Source organism: Prauserella sediminis (assembly GCF_014195435.1).
In the GTDB taxonomy this organism is placed as follows: domain Bacteria; phylum Actinomycetota; class Actinomycetes; order Mycobacteriales; family Pseudonocardiaceae; genus Prauserella; species Prauserella salsuginis.
On the sequence record NZ_JACIBS010000001.1, the window covers coordinates 2,254,328 to 2,270,660 of the forward strand.

General features: G+C 69.9%; 22 protein-coding genes. 5 read left to right on the forward strand and 17 right to left on the reverse strand.

Annotation, left to right across the window (positions count from 1 at the left end):
• Positions 1-51 precede the first annotated feature (51 nt).
• Positions 52-510, reverse strand: a complete 459-nt coding sequence (locus FB384_RS10320) for a nitroreductase family deazaflavin-dependent oxidoreductase (protein ID WP_183782020.1) — start codon at positions 508-510, stop codon at positions 52-54.
• A 132-nt stretch (positions 511-642) separates the two neighbouring features.
• On the opposite strand from FB384_RS10320, the gene FB384_RS10325 reads away from it, so the two are divergent.
• Positions 643-1,332, forward strand: coding sequence for a TetR/AcrR family transcriptional regulator (locus FB384_RS10325; protein WP_183782022.1), 690 nt, complete (start codon positions 643-645; stop codon positions 1,330-1,332).
• Between the two features lie 150 nt (positions 1,333-1,482).
• Here FB384_RS10325 and FB384_RS10330 read toward each other — a convergent pair whose 3' ends face one another.
• Positions 1,483-2,280: an IclR family transcriptional regulator domain-containing protein gene (locus tag FB384_RS10330; protein ID WP_258937003.1), complete on the reverse strand. Its 798-nt coding sequence runs from the start codon at positions 2,278-2,280 to the stop codon at positions 1,483-1,485.
• A gap of 175 nt (positions 2,281-2,455) precedes the next feature.
• Here FB384_RS10330 and catC point away from each other — a divergent pair, with 175 nt between their 5' ends.
• A complete protein-coding gene (gene catC / locus FB384_RS10335; RefSeq protein ID WP_183782025.1) occupies positions 2,456-2,731 on the forward strand; it encodes a muconolactone Delta-isomerase in 276 nt (91 codons plus the stop codon).
• A 102-nt stretch (positions 2,732-2,833) separates the two neighbouring features.
• Here the strand turns inward: catC and FB384_RS10340 are convergent, their stop codons facing one another.
• The 3 genes from FB384_RS10340 to FB384_RS10350 form a co-directional block, all read right to left on the reverse strand.
• Positions 2,834-4,357 carry a catalase gene (locus FB384_RS10340; protein ID WP_183782028.1) on the reverse strand — a complete coding sequence of 508 codons (1,524 nt, stop codon included), beginning with the start codon at positions 4,355-4,357 and terminating at the stop codon, positions 2,834-2,836.
• Between the two features lie 103 nt (positions 4,358-4,460).
• Positions 4,461-4,940, reverse strand: a complete 480-nt coding sequence (locus FB384_RS10345; RefSeq protein ID WP_183782030.1) for a Fur family transcriptional regulator — start codon at positions 4,938-4,940, stop codon at positions 4,461-4,463.
• Positions 4,941-5,049: 109 nt separating this feature from the next.
• Positions 5,050-5,316, reverse strand: coding sequence for a glutaredoxin domain-containing protein (locus FB384_RS10350; protein ID WP_183782032.1), 267 nt, complete (start codon positions 5,314-5,316; stop codon positions 5,050-5,052).
• A 125-nt stretch (positions 5,317-5,441) separates the two neighbouring features.
• On the opposite strand from FB384_RS10350, the gene FB384_RS10355 reads away from it, so the two are divergent.
• Positions 5,442-6,248: an ArsR/SmtB family transcription factor gene (locus FB384_RS10355; protein ID WP_183782035.1), complete on the forward strand. Its 807-nt coding sequence runs from the start codon at positions 5,442-5,444 to the stop codon at positions 6,246-6,248.
• Between the two features lie 141 nt (positions 6,249-6,389).
• Positions 6,390-7,652, forward strand: a complete 1,263-nt coding sequence (locus tag FB384_RS10360) for a hypothetical protein (RefSeq protein ID WP_183782038.1) — start codon at positions 6,390-6,392, stop codon at positions 7,650-7,652.
• A gap of 107 nt (positions 7,653-7,759) precedes the next feature.
• Here FB384_RS10360 and FB384_RS10365 read toward each other — a convergent pair whose 3' ends face one another.
• The 10 genes from FB384_RS10365 to FB384_RS10410 all read right to left on the reverse strand — a co-directional run bounded on the left by FB384_RS10365 (position 7,760) and on the right by FB384_RS10410 (position 12,613).
• Positions 7,760-8,332: an alkaline shock response membrane anchor protein AmaP gene (locus tag FB384_RS10365; protein ID WP_183782041.1), complete on the reverse strand. Its 573-nt coding sequence runs from the start codon at positions 8,330-8,332 to the stop codon at positions 7,760-7,762.
• Positions 8,332-8,865, reverse strand: a complete 534-nt coding sequence (locus tag FB384_RS10370) for a DUF6286 domain-containing protein (protein WP_183782044.1) — start codon at positions 8,863-8,865, stop codon at positions 8,332-8,334. The genes FB384_RS10365 and FB384_RS10370 overlap by 1 nt, the downstream gene beginning before the upstream one ends.
• On the reverse strand, positions 8,862-9,233 hold the full coding sequence (locus FB384_RS10375; RefSeq protein WP_183782047.1) for an Asp23/Gls24 family envelope stress response protein: 372 nt from the start codon (positions 9,231-9,233) through the stop codon (positions 8,862-8,864). Before FB384_RS10375 ends, FB384_RS10370 begins: the two co-directional genes overlap by 4 nt.
• A gap of 7 nt (positions 9,234-9,240) precedes the next feature.
• Positions 9,241-9,417 (reverse strand): hypothetical protein, encoded by a 177-nt coding sequence (locus FB384_RS10380; protein ID WP_183782051.1) that lies wholly within the window; start codon positions 9,415-9,417, stop codon positions 9,241-9,243.
• A gap of 382 nt (positions 9,418-9,799) precedes the next feature.
• Positions 9,800-10,294 carry an Asp23/Gls24 family envelope stress response protein gene (locus FB384_RS10385; RefSeq protein WP_183782053.1) on the reverse strand — a complete coding sequence of 165 codons (495 nt, stop codon included), beginning with the start codon at positions 10,292-10,294 and terminating at the stop codon, positions 9,800-9,802.
• Between the two features lie 75 nt (positions 10,295-10,369).
• On the reverse strand, positions 10,370-10,687 hold the full coding sequence (locus FB384_RS10390; RefSeq protein WP_258937007.1) for a hypothetical protein: 318 nt from the start codon (positions 10,685-10,687) through the stop codon (positions 10,370-10,372).
• Positions 10,684-11,070 (reverse strand): Asp23/Gls24 family envelope stress response protein, encoded by a 387-nt coding sequence (locus FB384_RS10395; RefSeq protein ID WP_183782056.1) that lies wholly within the window; start codon positions 11,068-11,070, stop codon positions 10,684-10,686. Before FB384_RS10395 ends, FB384_RS10390 begins: the two co-directional genes overlap by 4 nt.
• A gap of 61 nt (positions 11,071-11,131) precedes the next feature.
• Positions 11,132-11,671, reverse strand: coding sequence for an anti-sigma factor (locus FB384_RS10400; protein ID WP_183782058.1), 540 nt, complete (start codon positions 11,669-11,671; stop codon positions 11,132-11,134).
• Entirely contained in the window at positions 11,662-12,216 is a 555-nt protein-coding gene (locus tag FB384_RS10405) for an RNA polymerase sigma factor (protein WP_183782060.1), read from the reverse strand. Before FB384_RS10405 ends, FB384_RS10400 begins: the two co-directional genes overlap by 10 nt.
• Positions 12,217-12,364: 148 nt before the next feature.
• Positions 12,365-12,613, reverse strand: a complete 249-nt coding sequence (locus FB384_RS10410) for a hypothetical protein (protein ID WP_183782062.1) — start codon at positions 12,611-12,613, stop codon at positions 12,365-12,367.
• Positions 12,614-12,942: 329 nt separating this feature from the next.
• On the opposite strand from FB384_RS10410, the gene FB384_RS10415 reads away from it, so the two are divergent.
• Positions 12,943-13,485: a hypothetical protein gene (locus tag FB384_RS10415; RefSeq protein ID WP_183782064.1), complete on the forward strand. Its 543-nt coding sequence runs from the start codon at positions 12,943-12,945 to the stop codon at positions 13,483-13,485.
• A gap of 97 nt (positions 13,486-13,582) precedes the next feature.
• Here the strand turns inward: FB384_RS10415 and FB384_RS10420 are convergent, their stop codons facing one another.
• Positions 13,583-15,229: an ABC transporter permease gene (locus FB384_RS10420; protein WP_183782068.1), complete on the reverse strand. Its 1,647-nt coding sequence runs from the start codon at positions 15,227-15,229 to the stop codon at positions 13,583-13,585.
• Complete coding sequence (locus FB384_RS10425; RefSeq protein ID WP_183782072.1) at positions 15,226-16,200, reverse strand: ABC transporter ATP-binding protein; 975 nt, start codon at positions 16,198-16,200, stop codon at positions 15,226-15,228. The genes FB384_RS10420 and FB384_RS10425 overlap by 4 nt, the downstream gene beginning before the upstream one ends.
• Between the last annotated feature and the right edge of the window lie 133 nt (positions 16,201-16,333).

The window sequence follows — 16,333 nt, forward strand, 5'->3', positions numbered from 1 at the left end:
CCGGCCCACGTCGGTCGACGTCACCGACGGGCGCAGTCGCCTGTCGATGAGTCAGCCGTCGTGCCCGGGCGAGAGGCGGAACACGGGGACGCCCGGTGCGGCCGCGAGCAGGTCGTCATCCGACGACTTCGCATCGATCCCGTCGAAGAACGAGCCGACCTCCCACGCCCACCGCTTGAGGTAGGCGCGGAGAATCGGCGGCTTGTCGGAGTCGGAGAGTTCGACGGCCCCGAACCACTCGACCCGCCTGCCGACTCGAAGCGTGCCCTCGCCTGCCGCGCGCAGGTTCCGCACCCATTGGGTGTGCCCGCGAGCCGCCACCAGGTGCTGCGCACCATCGATGGTCAGCACGTTCACCGGCACCGACCGCCATTCGCCGGTTTTCCGCCCTTGCACCGACAGCACTCTGCTGCCCCACAGGCTGACGCCCAGCCGGGTCAGGCGCGCCACGACGGCGTTGAACACGACGGCCGGTCGTGTGGGCTCCAGGTACCGCACGTTCTCGGTCATCACCCCTCCTTGAGATCGCCTGTCAAAAGTGAGATCACTGCTCTCTCTTTGAGCATCCTCGCTCTCGTTCCAAAAATCAAGAGCACTGATCTCGGTATGGTGCAGTGATCACACAGGTGGGAGAATCACGTCATGCCCGCCCATCGCACCGCACGGGAACGCGCCCGCGCCGAACTGACAGCCGAGATCAAGGACGAGGCCCGCAGGCAGCTAGCCGACAACGGCGCGAACGGCCTCTCGCTGCGAGCGGTCGCGCGTGAGCTCGGCATGGTCTCGTCTGCGCTGTACCGCTATTTCCCCAGTCGCGACGATCTGCTGACGGCACTCATCGTCGACGCTTACAACGCGCTCGGTGACACGCTCGACACGGCGTCGGCTTCCGATGGCACCCCCGCCGACCGGTGGCGCGCCGCCGCGGACGCGCTCCGCACCTGGGCTCGCGCTCACCCGTACGAGTACGCCCTGCTCTACGGGACCCCCGTGCCCGGCTATCGCGCGCCGCACGACACCGTCGCGCCCGCGGGCCGGGTCCCCGGCGCGTTCCTGCGCATCGCGCGCGACGCCTGGCACGCGGGCGACCTCCGCGCCGACGGAGCCGAACCGGACGACACGTTGCGAACCCAGGCGCGCACCATCGCGACGGCACTCGACCTGTCCGGCCTGCCCGAGGTGGTCATCCTCCGGGCCGTCGATGCGTGGACGCAGCTGTTCGGCACCGTGGCGCTGGAGTTCACCGGCCAGTTCGCGAACACCCTCGACCCGGCCGACGTCTACTTCGCGCGAACCGTGGAGTTGCAGCTACGCACCGCCGGACTCGCCTGATCGGCCGCGGGTTGGCAGAGCGACCGCCACGCCTCCGGAGTCGCAACCCGCGTCCCCGGAAGGCGCAACACGACCGCTGGAAAACGCAACACGGGCCCAGGAAGGAGCAACACTGCAGGACACGCGTTGCTGAGTGCAGGACACGCGAGGTCAGGCGTGCGGAGGGGTGTGCGGGGCGTCAGCCCCGAGCTGTTTGCTGATCTCGGCCGCGGCCTCCATGACCACGGGCAGCAGTTCGTGGCGGATCTCGTCCACGCTCAGTTCGTCGGCGCGCACCGACATGCTCAGCGATGCGACCGTCGAGGCGTGGGAGTCGCGCACCGGCGCCGAGAACGACCGCACGCCCTCCTCGAATTCCTGGTCGACGAGTGCCCAGCCGCGGGAGCGGGTCGCGGCGAGCGCCGCCGTCAACTCCTCGGCGGTGACCTTCGTGCTCGCCGTCAACCGGGAGAACGGTGCGCGGGCGAGGAACGCGTCCAGTTCGTGGTCGGGCAGTCCGGCGAGGAGTACGCGGCCCATCGACGTGGCGTACGCGGGTAAGCGCGTTCCCGTGGTCAACGTGTTCCGCATGACCGGCCGAGCCGGCACGCGCGTGGCGAACACGGCGTCGTCGCCGTCGAGTACGGCCAGCGAACACGTGTGCCCGGTGACTTTCGTGACGTTCTCCATGTGCGGCTGGGCGACCTCGGTCAGCTTCAACGACGACAGGTAGGCCTCCCCGAGCGTCAGCACGCGCGGGGTGAGTGAGAACTCGCGGTCGTCGGTGCGCAGGTAGCCGAGGCGTTCCAGGGTCAGTACGACACGGCGGACGGTCGGTCGTGACAAGCCGGTGGCCTGGGCGAGCTGCGCCAGCGTGAGGCGCGGTCCGCGATCGGTGAACGCGTGGATGACCGCGAGTCCGCGTTCGAGGGACTGCACGTAGTCCTTGTCCTCCGGCGGTTTCACCACGGCCGATCTCCTCGCGCTGCACGCAATGTTGGACCCAATGTTGGACGCAATGCGTATGAGTTGTTCGCTATTCGACTACTCGGTACTGTGCGGTGGCCTGCCGGACGTGTCAAGTTCGGTTGCGCGGAGCCACCCCGCCGGCGGATCACAGCCGGCCCGAGCAGGAGGGAAGCCGATGCTGTTCCACGTGGAGATGCAGGTGAACCTGCCGCCTGACATGGACCCGGAGAGGGCCGCCGCTCTCAAGGCCGACGAGAAGGCCCTGGCGCAGGAGCTGCAGCGTGCCGGCACGTGGCGGCACCTGTGGCGCGTCGTCGGCCAGTACTCGAACGTCTCGATCTTCGACGTGCCGTCCGGCGACGAACTGCACGACATCCTGTCCAACCTGCCGTTGTTCCCGTACATGGACATCCAGGTGAAGGCGCTGACGCGGCACCCGTCCGCCATCTGAGGCACCGCTGCGGGAAACGGTCGGCGCGAGACGATCCGCGCGACGAAAACGGCCCGGATCCCACGCGGGATCCGGGCCGCTCGGCGAACCGTCGCTGCCTGCTCAGGCCTTCTGCTGCATGCTGCTGCGAGCCGGGTTGGCCTGCTCGTGCGCCTTCGGGTCCTTCTCGGCCTGCTTCGACCGCACGCCGTCCTCGATGCGCTTGCCGACCGTCGGGTCGATGTTCTTCCAGTACTCGAACGCCCGCTCCAGCACGGGTTCGGTGACGCCGTTCAGCAGATGCCCGACGACGTTGTCGACCAGCCGGTCGCGGGCGCTCTCGTCCATGACCTCCCGCACGAGCGTGCCCGGCTGGGTCCAGTCGTCGTCCTCGGCGTGTGAGACGTAGGCGGCACGCGTGATGTCGCCGTCGGCCTGCCAGGTCGGCGGGCTGTGGGTCTCACTGTCGGCTGCCGGACCGCCCTTCGAGTTCGGCGCGTAGACCGGATCGGTCACCTTCCGGTACGCCATCACGCCGTCCTTCGAGTACGACTGCAACGGCACGACCGGGGCGTTCACCGGCAGCTGCTGGTAGTTGACGCCGATGCGGGCGCGGTGGGCGTCGGCGTACGAGAAGAGCCTGCCCAGCAGCATCCGGTCCGGGCTGGGCCCGATGCCGGGCACGAGGTTGTTCGGCTGGAACGCGGCCTGCTCGATCTCCGCGTGGTTGTCGGTCGGGTTGCGGTCCAGCGTCATCCGGCCGACCTCGATCAGCGGGTAGTCACCGTGCGGCCACACCTTCGTCAGGTCGAACGGGTTGAACCGGTACGTCTTCGCGTCCTCGTACGGCATGATCTGCACGTACAGTGTCCAACTCGGATAGTCGCCGGCCGCGATGTGCTCGAACAGGTCACGCGTGTGGTAATCCGTGTCGGCCGCGGCCATCTGGTCGCCCTCGTGCTGGGTGAAGCACTCGATGCCCTGGTCGGTCTTGAAGTGGTACTTGACCCAGAACTGCTGGCCCTTCTCGTTGACCCACATGTAGGTGTGGGACGTGTAGCCGTTCATGTGGCGCCAGGAACGCGGAATGCCGCGATCACCCATCAGCCACGTCACCTGGTGCGCCGACTCCGGCGAGAGCGTCCAGAAGTCCCACTGCATGTCGTGGTCGCGCAGGTTGTTGTCCGCGCGGCGCTTCTGCGACCGGATGAAGTGCTGGAACTTCATCGGGTCCTTGATGAAGAAGACCGGCGTGTTGTTGCCGACCATGTCGTAGTTGCCCTGCGAGGTGTAGAACTTCAGCGCGAAACCGCGCGGGTCGCGCCATGTGTCGGGGCTGCCGCGTTCGCCCGCGACCGTCGAGAAGCGCGCGACCATCTCCGTTTTCGCGCCAGGCTGGAACAGCGCCGCCTTCGTGTACTGGCTGACGTCGCCGGTCACCTCGAAACGCCCGAACGCGCCGCTGCCCTTGGCGTGCGGCTGCCGTTCCGGGATGCGTTCGCGGTTGAACTGGGCCATCTGCTCGATGAGGTACGCGTCCTGCAGCAGGATCGGCCCGCCCGGGCCGACGGTGAGCGAGTGTTCATCGCTTTCGACGGGGATGCCTGCGTCGGTGGTGGTGGCGGGGCGGTTGGTGGGTGCGGCCATGTCTTTCGGTTCCTCCTCGTCGCGTCGCCTGCACGCTGGGTGTGTCGGTATCGGGAATCTCCGCGGCCTTCTCCCGCGCGGGGCTGGGAGCCCGTCGCCGGGGTCAGCCGCCGTGGGGAGCGGGAGCCTGTGCGGCCGGGGCCGATGCGGACCGTCGTCGCTGCAGGCACGCAGGACACAGGCCCCAGAACATGACCTCGGCCTGGGAAATGTCGAATCCGCGGTAATCGCTCGGGGTGAGGCACGGCGACGCGCCGACGGCGCAGTCGACGTCTTCCGTCCGCCCGCATGACTGGCAGACGAGGTGGTGATGGTTGTCGTGCACGCGGCGCTCGTAACGGGCCGCGTGGCCGGCCGGCTGTATGGAACGAACCAGGCCGGCTTCCTCACAGGCGCGCAGGACGTCGTAGATCGCTTGGCGTGACACCGACGCCGGCTGTCCGCGCACGCCTGCCCATACGGCGTCCGCGGTCGAGTGCGGGTGGTGTTCGAGCCAGCGCAGTACGCGCCGGCGTGGCCCGGTGACGCGCAACCCGGCCGAGCGCAGAAGGTCTGCGACGTCCGGCGGTGAACCTGCATCCATCACTCGCCCGGCTACCCGAACTGGATGCGGTCAAACCGCGTTCCACAGGCCGCGTTCCACCGGCCGCAGTTCCACAGGCCGCAGTGAAAGAGTCGCCGTGAAAGCGGGGTTATTCGCCGAGGAGTCCGGGGGCTTCGGTGCGGACGAGGTTCTCGAGCTGGGCCATGCTCGGGTTCACCAGCGAATGCTGCCCGACGTAGACGGTCGGCACCGTTTCGTTGCCGTCGGCTGCCGCGCGTACGCGATCGGCCGCGCCCTGCTCCTCCCAGATGTTGATCTTCCGGACGGGCAGCTCGGTCGCGTCCAGCTGGGCCTCGAGCATCATGCAGAACGGGCAGCCGGGGCGCCAGTAGAACTCGATCTCGTCAATCGCCACGTCTCCGACGGTACGTCGTTGCCGCGGCGGATCAGGGCCGGATGTGACGCAGATTGACATGCAACCGTCCGGGTGCCTATTGTGAAAAAGCAGCCGCACGGTTGCCTATTGGGGACAGGGAGCGGATGGACGAGGTCTTCAAGGCGCTGGCCGACCCCGGTCGGCGCAGGCTGTTGGACAGCCTCAACGCCCGCAACGGGCAGGCGTTGCGCGAACTGTGCGCGGAGCTGGAGATGACGCGCCAGTCGGTGAGCAAACACCTGGCCGTGCTGGAGGAGGCGAATCTCGTGACCGCGGTTCGCCGGGGCAGGGAAAAACTGCACTACCTCAATGCCGAGCCGATCCTCGCGATCTCGGATCGCTGGATCCACACCTACGACCGCAGGCGGGTCGAAGCGCTCGCCGACCTCAAACACGCATTGGAGCAGACACCGATGGGCGAGCCCGCTTTCGTGTACACGACGTACATCAGGACCACGCCGGAGAAGTTGTGGCAGGCGCTGACCGACCCGGCGTTCACGCGCCGCTACTGGGGCGTGGAGTTCGAGACCGACTGGCGGCCCGGTTCGCCCATGGTGTGGCAGGAAGGCGGCAGCCGCACCGAGGATCCGGCGCAGCAGGTCGTCGAGGCCGAGCCGTATCGCACACTGTCCTACACGTGGCACACGCCCACCCCGGAGTGGGCGGCCTCGGTTGGGATCGGCGAGGACGTGCGCGCCGAGCTGGCCGCCGAATCGCGTTCCACCGTGACGTTCGAGATCGAGAGCCGCGGTGACCCCGACGGCCGCGGTGAGAAGGTGCGGCTCACCGTCACCCACGACGGGTTCCCCGACGGCAGCACCATGCGGCAGATGGTCTCCCAGGGCTGGCCGGAACTCGTGGCCGACCTCAAGACCCTGCTCGAGGCGGACGAGCCGATTCCTGCCACCTGACGTGCGCACCGGCACGCGGGTCGTGCGATCCGTGTGCCGGGCGGGTCGTTGCTGCGGAACCGGGATGTCGACCTCGGACTTCCGGCAGGCGGCGGTCCGGAGGTCTTCGCGGGCGGGCGATGGTGCGGCACGCTGAACGGCATGGACGACGGCGCGCGAACCGGCACCGACGCGGGTGGGAACGAGCACCCCGTACGGGAGGACACCACACGGGAGGACACCACCCGGGGAGACGCCGCCCGGGTGGAGTCCGTCGTGGCGGATGCCGCGCTGCGGGACGTCGCCGATGAGCTGTACGCACTCGACCGCGCCGAGTTCACGCGAGCTCGGGACGCACGTGCGCGTTCCGTGGGCGATCGCGAACTGGCGGCTCGGGTCCGCAAGCTGCGCAAACCCACCGTCGCGGCGGCGCGGGTGAACCGGTTCGCGCGCAGCAATCCCGGCCGGGTCTGGCAACTTCGCGCACTCGGCGACGAGCTGCGCGCCGCGCACGGCGAGCTCGACGGCGACCGCATCCGGGAACTGTCGCAGCGTCGGCGTGAACTGGTCGGCGAGCTGTCCGAACTGGAGGCCGAGGAGGCGGGCCGGGAAGTGTCACGCGAGGTGCACGACACGTTCGACGCCGCCGTGACGGACGCCGACGCGGGCGAGGCCGTCGCCCGCGGCTGTCTCGTGTCGGTGCTGCAGCCGGGAGACGTGTTCGCAACCGGCTGGACCGGGCCCGATGTGGACGGTCGTGAACTCGGATCGGCAGCGGTGGAGCCGTCGGCGGGTCGGAGCAGCAGTGGACAGCGCGGCGGTGGGCAGGGCGGCGGTGACGCCGGTGTCGACTCCGAAGGTTCACGGTCGACCGCGAGGCAGGGCGAGGCCGCGCGGCGGGCGCAGACCGGGAGACAGAACCGGGAGCACCGCGACAAGAAACGGCAACGCCGCGAGCGGAACCGTGGGGAACTCCAGCCGCGCGGCATGCAACCGCAGGAGCCGCCCGAGCGGGACTCACCCGAGAGCCGGCGCTCCGAACAGCGGTTGCGACAGCAGGAGCAGCACGACCAGCAGCTGCGGGACCAGGAACTCAAGGAGCAGGAACTCAAGGAACAGGAGCTCAAGGAACGGCAGCTCAAGGAACAGGAGCTCAAGGAACGGCAGCTCAAGGAACAGGAGCTCAAAGAACAGCGGCTCCGGGAGCAGCGGGAACTGCGCAACCAGCGCAACGCCGAACTCGCCGAGGCGCGGGCGACGCTCGGGGCCGCCGTGACCGAACTCCGGGAGGCGGAGGCCGCCGAGGCGGAAGCGCGCCGCCGCACCATCGCGGCCCGTAAGGCGTTCGAGGCCGCCGACCGTCGTGTGAGCGAGGCCGAAGCCGCCCTGTCCGAGGTGACCGAGGCGCGGCGCGGTCCGGTCTGACGGGTGCCGCCTCGGGTGCAGCGGTGGACGCGTTCGGAGCGCCGAGCCCGCGTGTGTCATCGCTCCGACAGCAGTGGTCGGCGGGGTGACGCCCGGTTCGCCGCCGATCAGCGGATGCGGCTGCTCGTCGAGGTGCTGAAACGGAACTCGGCTCTCGTGGGCAGGGTGTCGAGTTCGAGGGCCTGGCGGAGCCGGGGAAGCCCTTCCGACTCGAGTCGCCGGCGGATCTCGGCCGGATCGGCGTCCGCCTCCGCCGTGACGACGAGCGTGAGGACCGGGGATCCCTGTCGCCCGGCGAGAGTGCCGCGCGCCGCCGCCACCCCGTCGTATGCCTCGAGCTCGGCCAGCAGCGGTTCGACGGCGGTGCTCGCGGCCAGCTCGGTCGTGCCCGCCGCCGGTTCCCGCTCGAACCGCCACGTCGTGGTCGCGGGCTTGCGGGCCAGTTGTGCGAGCAGCCACGCCAGCGCGAGCAGTGCGACGACGACACCGGCGGCCGCAGCGACGTACAGCGCCCACGTCGGCGGTCGTGCGGTGCCCGGGACCAGGCGAGTGTCCGGACCGAACAGGGTCAGCCAGCCGAAATGGGTCGCGACCGCGAACCCGCCTGCCGCGATCAGCACCAACCCGAACAGCGCGAGCACGCTTCGGTTGAGCCTCGCGGGACGGTTGAGGCTGGGCATTATTTGCTCCTAGCGGCCTTGAGTTTGCTTTTCACCGTCGGCTTGCGTTCGGGCGCGAGCTGGTCGATCCGCTGTGCCAGGGCCCGCTCCACCGCCTCGGTCAGGCCTGCGGTGTTCGTGCGGTCGGTGCGCACGACGGCCTTCACCGACCGGCTGCGTGCCTTCACCTTCACGTCGCTGACGCCGTCGACTCGGGCGGCCGCGCTGTGCAGGACGTTGCGGTAGCTGCGCTGTGCGGCACCGCAGTCCACGCCGCTGTCGCCGGGTGCCAACGGCAGGACCGTCCGCGCGCCGGGCACGAATGCGCACAGCAGCAGTAACAGGCCCACCAGGGCCGTGCCGATGCCGACGAGAAGTACCGCGGTGTCGGCCCACCGGAGACCGTGCAGGGTTCGTGCCACCGCGTCGTAGCTGATCCACGGTGGTTCACCGAGCAGCAACTGCACCGCGGTGATCGCGACCAGCGCTCCCGCGGCGAGCACGACGAGTGCCACCAACAAGGCCGGCAGGCTCCTGCGGGGACGGCGCTTCACAACACCCTCCTGCGCTCGCGGGTCGGTGCGTGCAGCGCGGTGACCGTGATGTCCACGCGCGACACGGCAAGGCCGGTCAACTCGCTCACCCGGCGGACCAGGTGCTGCCTGGCCGCCTCGGTCGCCGCCGAGACCGGCGTCGGATAGACGACGGAGAGGCGGACGCCGAGCGTGGTCTCTTCTCCCTGGACCTGGGCGGTGACCTGCGCGTCCTGGGCGTCATCAGCACCGCCCACGGCGATACTGAACACGCGCCGGGCGCTGCCGCCGACGTCGTCCACTTCGGTCAGCGCCGCCGTGGCTATGCGTTCGACGGTGCGCGTGGCGATCGTGGTCTGCCCGCGTTCCTCGATGCTCGTGGCGATCATGCGTGCCTCAGTTCCGGTCGCGCCCGGAGAACTGGGACAGGTCGAGCTTGCCGTCGAGGTAGCGGCCGACCAGCAGTCCCAGCCCTCCGAACACGAGAACGAACACGAAGGCGCCGAACCCGCCGAAGGCTCCGGCGAGGCCCAGCACGAGCCCGGTAAGTAACCCGATCTGGGTCATACTCATGACAGTGTCCCTTCAGGCGAGCCGTAAGAATCGGTGCAAATGTCGGTGACGACCGGTCCGGTTGCCGGGCCCGGCGACGTCGCGGCCACCTCCCGCACATCGTCGCCGACCTCGCGCGCCGCCGCCCGGTAACGGCAGCCCACGACGACCGGGGGTCACCCGTCCGGCCGGCCGCCACGCGCAGCAGCCGGACGGACGGGTGGCCGGCCGAGCCGGCCACCGTGCGATCCGCTGATGCCGTGGAATCCGGTGACGGTGTCCGATCCGGAGCGGTGGTGTGAACCCGGATCGGCGGAGCGATCCGGGAGCCACCGTGTGATCCGGCGGACGCGGGGAACGGATTGCGCCGCGGCGATCCGATCGGCCCGGAGCTCGTCGCCGGTCACTGCACGCGGCTGCTGTCGGCCTGGTCGTCGTCGGTGTCGTCGCCGGGCAGGTGCACGTCTCCGACGTGGATGTTGACCTCCACGACCTCCAACGCCGTCATCTGCTCGACCGCGGTGATGACATTGCGCCGCACCGAGCGCGAGAGATCGGCGATCGAGACGCCGTACTCGACGAGGATCTGGAGGTCGATCGCGGCCTGCTTCTCGCCGACCTCGACCGTGACGCCCTGGCCGCTCGAAGCCGAGGCGCCGGGGATGCGCTCGCGGATCGCGTTGAAGGCCCGCGCGGCGCCGCCGCCGACGTCGTGGACCCCGGAGACCTCGCGGGTGGCCAGCGCGGCGATCTTCTGCACCACGGTGTCGGCGATGGTGGTTGTGCCGTCCTTGGTCACCAGCGCGCTGGTGCCGGACTTCTCCACTTCGCCCCCCGAGGCCTGCGTGTTCGTCTTGGACGCCGAACCCTGCGTGGTGGTCTTGTCGGTCTCGGTCATGCCGTCCTCCTTCATCGGATGCCTACACAGGAAAGACCCCACGGACGGAAGAACGTCACGACCCGTTCGTGTGGTCTACGTCTCCGGAACGTGCAGCGAGTCCAGCGCACCACGATCCACGTCGGTCACGACGAGCCGGAGCCGTGCGTTCCGCCAGGCACTGTCGTTCAAGGACGGTGCCAGCGCCGAGGCGGCTTCGCGCAGCAACGGTTCGAGCGGCAGGGCCAGTGCGACGACCCGGATCTCCACCGTGTGGTCGTCGACGTCCAACGCCATGGTGTCGGCGTCCCAGGGAACCCAGGATCGGGTCACGGGAGTGGCCGGGCGCAGTCCGGGAAGCCCGCGGAGCACGGTGAGCAGCGCCTGCACGAGGTCGGTTCTCTCGGTGATCACACTGCCGTCCCCGGGTCGGCGTCGAGGATGTTCACCGAGACGTTCCTCGGAGCGATCCCGGTCGCATCGGTGACGGTGCGGTGTACCGAGTGCTGCACCGCCCGTGCCACCGCCGCGGCCTGTTCGAAGTGCGAGATCGTCAGGTCGATCTCGACGTCGACGCTGCCGGTGGTGTCGTCGACCTCGATCCGTACTCCCTCGGTGGGGGCGGGATCCACGTCGGCGATCCGTTGCCGGACGGCGCGTATGGCGGCTCCGGTGAGACCCACGAGGCCGCTCTGCAGGCGTTGCACACCGACCACTCGGGACGCAGCCCGCGCCGCGATCGCGGCGAGTACGGGCGGTTCCACGTCCCAATCCGGTTCGCGTTCCTGGCCGGTCACTTGGCGAGATCCACGGTCGGCACGGCTGTCGGTTTCCTTTCGTCGCGCATGTGGAGCACGATCACGCTTCGAAGACGTCCGTCATTGTGAGATGCAGGGTGACCGTCGGCCAGCCGATGCGCCTGCTGGCAGCGGTCTCGACCCGCTGCCGAACCTGCTCGAGCGCGGGGTGGGTGAACGTGCGGCTGTCGACTGCGATGTTCAGCTCGACGACCGCACCCGTCGCGTCCAGGTCCACCCGGCAGTGCCGTGCCCGCACGCCTTCGACGGTGTCGGCGGCGAACCGCAGGATCGTCGCGGCGGCTTGGGCGCTGATGCGCGCGGCACCCGGCTCGGTCGTGGGCAGTTCGAGGAGGTCCCTGCGCCGGATGTCGGCCCGCACCGCGGCCATGATCCGGGCCGTCAGGCCGGCGGGCGGTCCGGCCTCGTCGGCGACCAGCTCGCCGGTCGCCTGGCGCAACAGCTGCAGGCTGGCTCGGGACGCCTGGCAGTGCGGGCAGCTCGTCCCGTGCTCGTCGGGTGCGTCGAGGTCCTCCCAGAGGCGCTCGACGTTCCGGCCGCAGGGCAGCCGGTATGTGTCCGTGCCCGGGCTCAGCGCCATGGTGACATCACCTCAGCCAGTTCTGCTCGTGCGCGTGCGATCCGTCCGCGCACGGTCGTGGCGGAGACCCCCAATGTCGTCGCGATCTCGTCGTAGGAACGGCCGTGCACCTCGCGCAGCAGCCAACAGGCTCGCTTCTCGGGGGTGAGCCGGCCCATCGCCGTCGACAGCGCGGCGAGCTGAGCGCTCGTCTCGGCCTGTTGTTCCGGCTTCCCGTCGGGGCCCGATGCGGCGTGTTCCTCGGGCGTACTGTCGGCGAGCGGTTTCCGCGATCGGATGACGTTCAGGCACCTGTTGGTGGCGCTGCGGTACAGCCAGCCGACGAATGCGGCGTCCTCCTGCAATTGTCCGAGCTGCCGCCAGGCGGCGAGGAACGCCTCCTGGGTGACGTCCTCGGCGTCGGCCGCGTTGGCGAGCATCCGCAGTGCAAGACGATAGATCGGCCCCTCGTAGCGTGTCACCAGTTGCTCGTAGGAGTGTGCGTCCCCGTCCCGGGCTCTGGCGACCAGTGTGACGTCGTCCAGCTGCGTCCCGGTGACCGTCATGGCGACATCCCTCCTGTTCACCTCGTAGGACACCGGAATCGCACCGTCGTCACGCGCGTACCCGGGTGACGGCCGCCACGTGGACGCCGCCGTGGTCACCGGGCGCTGTCCGTTTCCGGGACGGGCCTGCGATGTGCGGTTCCTGTTCCTAGATCACCCGCGACTTCCTCTTGCGACGGCGGCGCGCCGACAGCGCGGACCACAGTCGTGGCAGACCGCGTTTACGGGCGACGAACACGACGGGTTCGGCGTCGGGGCGAGGACGTTGCCGGAACCGGCGCAGTCCGGCCGCGAACACCTCGGGGTCGCCGCCCTTGTCGGGATGGTGATCCCGCACGAACCGCCGGTACGCGGCCCGCTCGGCGGGTGACCACTCCGAGCGCCGATCGCTGTCCATCCCGTTCCCTTCGCACCCGACTCGCCGGATCCTCATGTTACGGACCTGTCGCCGGCGCGCAGCCGGAGTCGCCGCAGGGCACCTGATCGGACGTGCAGTTCGGCAGCGGTACCGGACCACGGGCGCAGGGACCGGCGGTGGTCGCCGTCGCACGACGTCGCGTCTCACAACGGAGCAGGTCGGCGGACGGGCATCGAACGGCGGTGAGGGGACGAAGCCGCCCAGGGTGCGGGAACCGGCAGAAGTGCCGGACCGATCGGTCCGATATGGACCAGGGGCGGATGTGCAACCGAATCGACGTCCGGGTGCGTCCCAGTGGTGTGTGGCGAATGTTGATACCGGGACTGTTGGCCGTCGTTGCGGTCGGCGGGTGCGGTTCGAGCGGGCAGACCTGTACGGCGATCGGTTCACCGCCGGGTATCAACGTTCTCGCTCCGGAAGTGCCCGGTGAGGCGACATCCGGTGAGTCGGCGTCCGGAGAAGCACCGTCCGGAGAAGCACCGTCCGGTGAGTCGCAGCCGGGCGGGCCGGAGCCCGGTGATCCTGCGCCCGGCGGCACAACTCCCACGGCGCCCGCTCCGTCCGGCGACGGCCTGGTTCCCACCGATCTGGTGCTCGAGGCGTGCTGGGACGGAACGTGCCAGGAGTACGAGGTGAGCCGTCACTGGTCGTCGGAGCCTCAGCGAGGTTTCGTCGAGATCCGGGAGCTGCCCGCGGAACCCGTCCGCGTCACGCTCGTCGCCGACGGGCGACGGCTGAATCCGGTGACCGTCGTCCCGGAGCCGGTCCGCCCCAACGGCGACGAATGCCCGGCGCTCGGACCGGCCGCCTCGGTCACGGTCGACCGGGACGCCGCGGTGCGTCCCGGGTGATCCGCCCGCGGCGGTGCGGCCGGCCCGGCCCCCGACGCCGGACCGGCCGCACCTCCCCCGCCGGCGACCGGCCCGCCCGCCGGTCTCGCCGGCCCGATCAGCCGATGTCGCGCCTGCGCAGTGAGGTCACGCCCACGGCGACGAGTGCCGCGGCCGTAGCCGTCAGCCACAGCAGCGGGGTAGCGGTGAACTCGGCGTGCGGCAGCTGCGGCACGTGCGTGAACGGCGAGACGTTCAGCACGGCCTGGGGCAGGTCGAGGATGGGGCCGAACATGGAGATCAGCACGAACGCCGCGGCCAGCGCCCATGCCGCCACCGTCGCGCGCGGCACCAGCCCGAACAGCAGCACCGCGGCTCCCGCCACGACCCACATCGCGGGCAGCTGGGCGAGGGTCGCGCCGAACACGCGTGGCCACTCGCCGCCGACGTCGCCGGAGCTCAGCCCGTAGCCGACGCCGAGCAGCGCGGCGCACACGGTGAGCACCGCGGCCGTGCCCGCCAGCACGAACAGCAGGTGCCCGCCGAGCCAGCGCAGCCGTCCGACACCGGTCGTGAGCAGCGGTTCGACGCGCAGCGCGGTCTCCTCGTACCGCATGCGCAGGGTCGCCTGTACCGCGTACATCGAACCGATCATGGCGATCATGCCGGTGATCGAGCTCAGGAACGCGTCCTCGATGCCGCGGGCGCCGCCCATCTGCTGCAGCATCTGCTTCATCTCGGCACTGTCACCCATGATGTCGCTGACGCCGGAGGCGAGCGTGCCGAACAGCATTCCCATCACGGCGAATCCGACGATCCAGCCGATGAGCGCGCCGCGGTGCAGCCGCCACGAGAGCGCCAGCGACGTCCGCAGCCCCGGCGTGGCCGTCGCGCGCCCCGGCCTGCCAGGGATGAGGCTCATCCCGACGTCGCGTTTCGGCAGCAGTGCGTAAGCCACCGCGCACAACACGAGCGTTGTCGCGGCGGGCAGGGCCAACACCCACCACTCGTTCTCGGCGAACGCGCGCACGCGGTGCACCCAACCCACCGGCGACAGCCACGACAGCCATTCGGCCTCGGACGTGTCGCCCGCGGCACGCAGCAGGAACAGCACGCCGAACGTCGAACCGGCGAGCGTGTTGGCGGTACGCGAGTACTCCGCGAGCTGGGCGGTCACTGCCGCGACGCCGGTGAACACGAGGCCGCACAGCGCCACGGCCGCGCCGAACGCCACCGATCCCGTGACGTCCGCGCCGACCCCGGCGATCATCGCGGTCAGCAGCACCCCGGTCACCACGCTGAACAGGCCGGCCGTGGCCACGCCCGCGGTCAGCGGTGCGTAGCGGCCGACCACCGCCGCCGACAGCAGTTCCTGGCGCCCGGTGTCCTCCTCCTGGCGGGTGTGCCGGGTGACGGTGAACGCCGCGATCAACGACGTCAGCAGCGCCGCGATCGTGCCGAACCGCCAGGCCGTGAACCCGCCTGCCGTCTGCAGGTCGTAGGCCGGGCCGAACATGATCGCGAACGACGGGTTGGCCGCCACGCTGGCCGTCAGCCCAGCACGTTCGGCGGGGTCGGGGTAGAGCGCCTCGTACGCGCTCGCGCCCGATGCGGCGAGGAAGGCGATCACGAGTGCCCACACGGGCAGCACGATCCGGTCGCGGCGCAGTGCGAGCCGGATCAGCTGGCCCGTGCCCGCCAGTGCGCCCGCCGTGGCCGACGGCCGCTCGTGGGTGGCGGGCACGTGGGTGACGTCCGCAGTCATGGCGCCGTCCTCGCATTCTCCGTGCGGTCGGCCTCGGCGTCGGGCAGCTCGTCGGTGTAGTGCCGCAGGAACAGTTCCTCGAGGGTCGGCGGTGTGCTCGTCAGGCTGCGGACGCCGATGGCGGTGAGCCGCCGCAACGCCTCGTCGAGTGCGTCGGTGTCCACGTCGAAATGCACGGTGTTGCCGTCCACGCGCAGGTCGTGGATGTGGGGCAGGGTCGCCAGCCCGTTCGGGTGGCCCGCGAGCTCGGCGGAGATGGACGTCCGCGTGAGGTGCCGCAGGTCGTCCAGGGTCCCGGTCTCGACGGTGCGGCCCGCGCGGATGATGCTCACGCGATCGCACAGCGCCTCGACCTCGGCGAGGATGTGGCTGGACAGCAACACCGTCCTGCCTTCGCCGCGGACTTCGCGGATCGTCTCCTGGAATGCGGCCTCCATCAACGGGTCGAGCCCCGAGGTCGGCTCGTCGAGGATCAGCAGTTCGGCGTCCGAGGCCAGTGCGGCCACGAGTGCGACCTTCTGCCGGTTGCCCTTCGAATACGTGCGGCCCTTCTTGGTCGGGTCCAGTTCGAACCGCTCGATCAGCTCGGCGCGCCTGCGCTTGTCCATGCCGCCGCGCAACCTGCCGAGCAGGTCGATGACCTCGCCGCCCGAGAGGTTGGGCCACAGGTTCACGTCGCCCGGCACGTAGGCGAGCCTGCGGTGCAGCGTGGCCGCCTGCCGCCACGGGTCGCCGTCGAGGAGTCGCACGTCGCCGCCGTCGGCGCGTAGCAGGCCGAGCAGTACGCGGATGGTGGTCGATTTGCCGGAGCCGTTGGGGCCCAGGAAGCCGTGCACCTCGCCGGTCTCGACGTGCAGATCCAGTCCGTCTAGGGCGATGGTGCGGCCGAATGTCTTGCGCAGCCCGGCGACGCCGATCGCCTCGTGGGCGGTCGTGCCGCTCGTGGTGGTGCTCGCGGCGTTGTATGTCATGCGAACGAAGGTACACTGATTTCACAAACTTGTGAATACTGAAAAGTTCGTGATCGATGTGAACCCTAGGGCGCGCGCCGTGTGGTTCCCGGATCGGCGTGAGGGAGGATGTGCCCGTGGTCGAGAAGTCAGC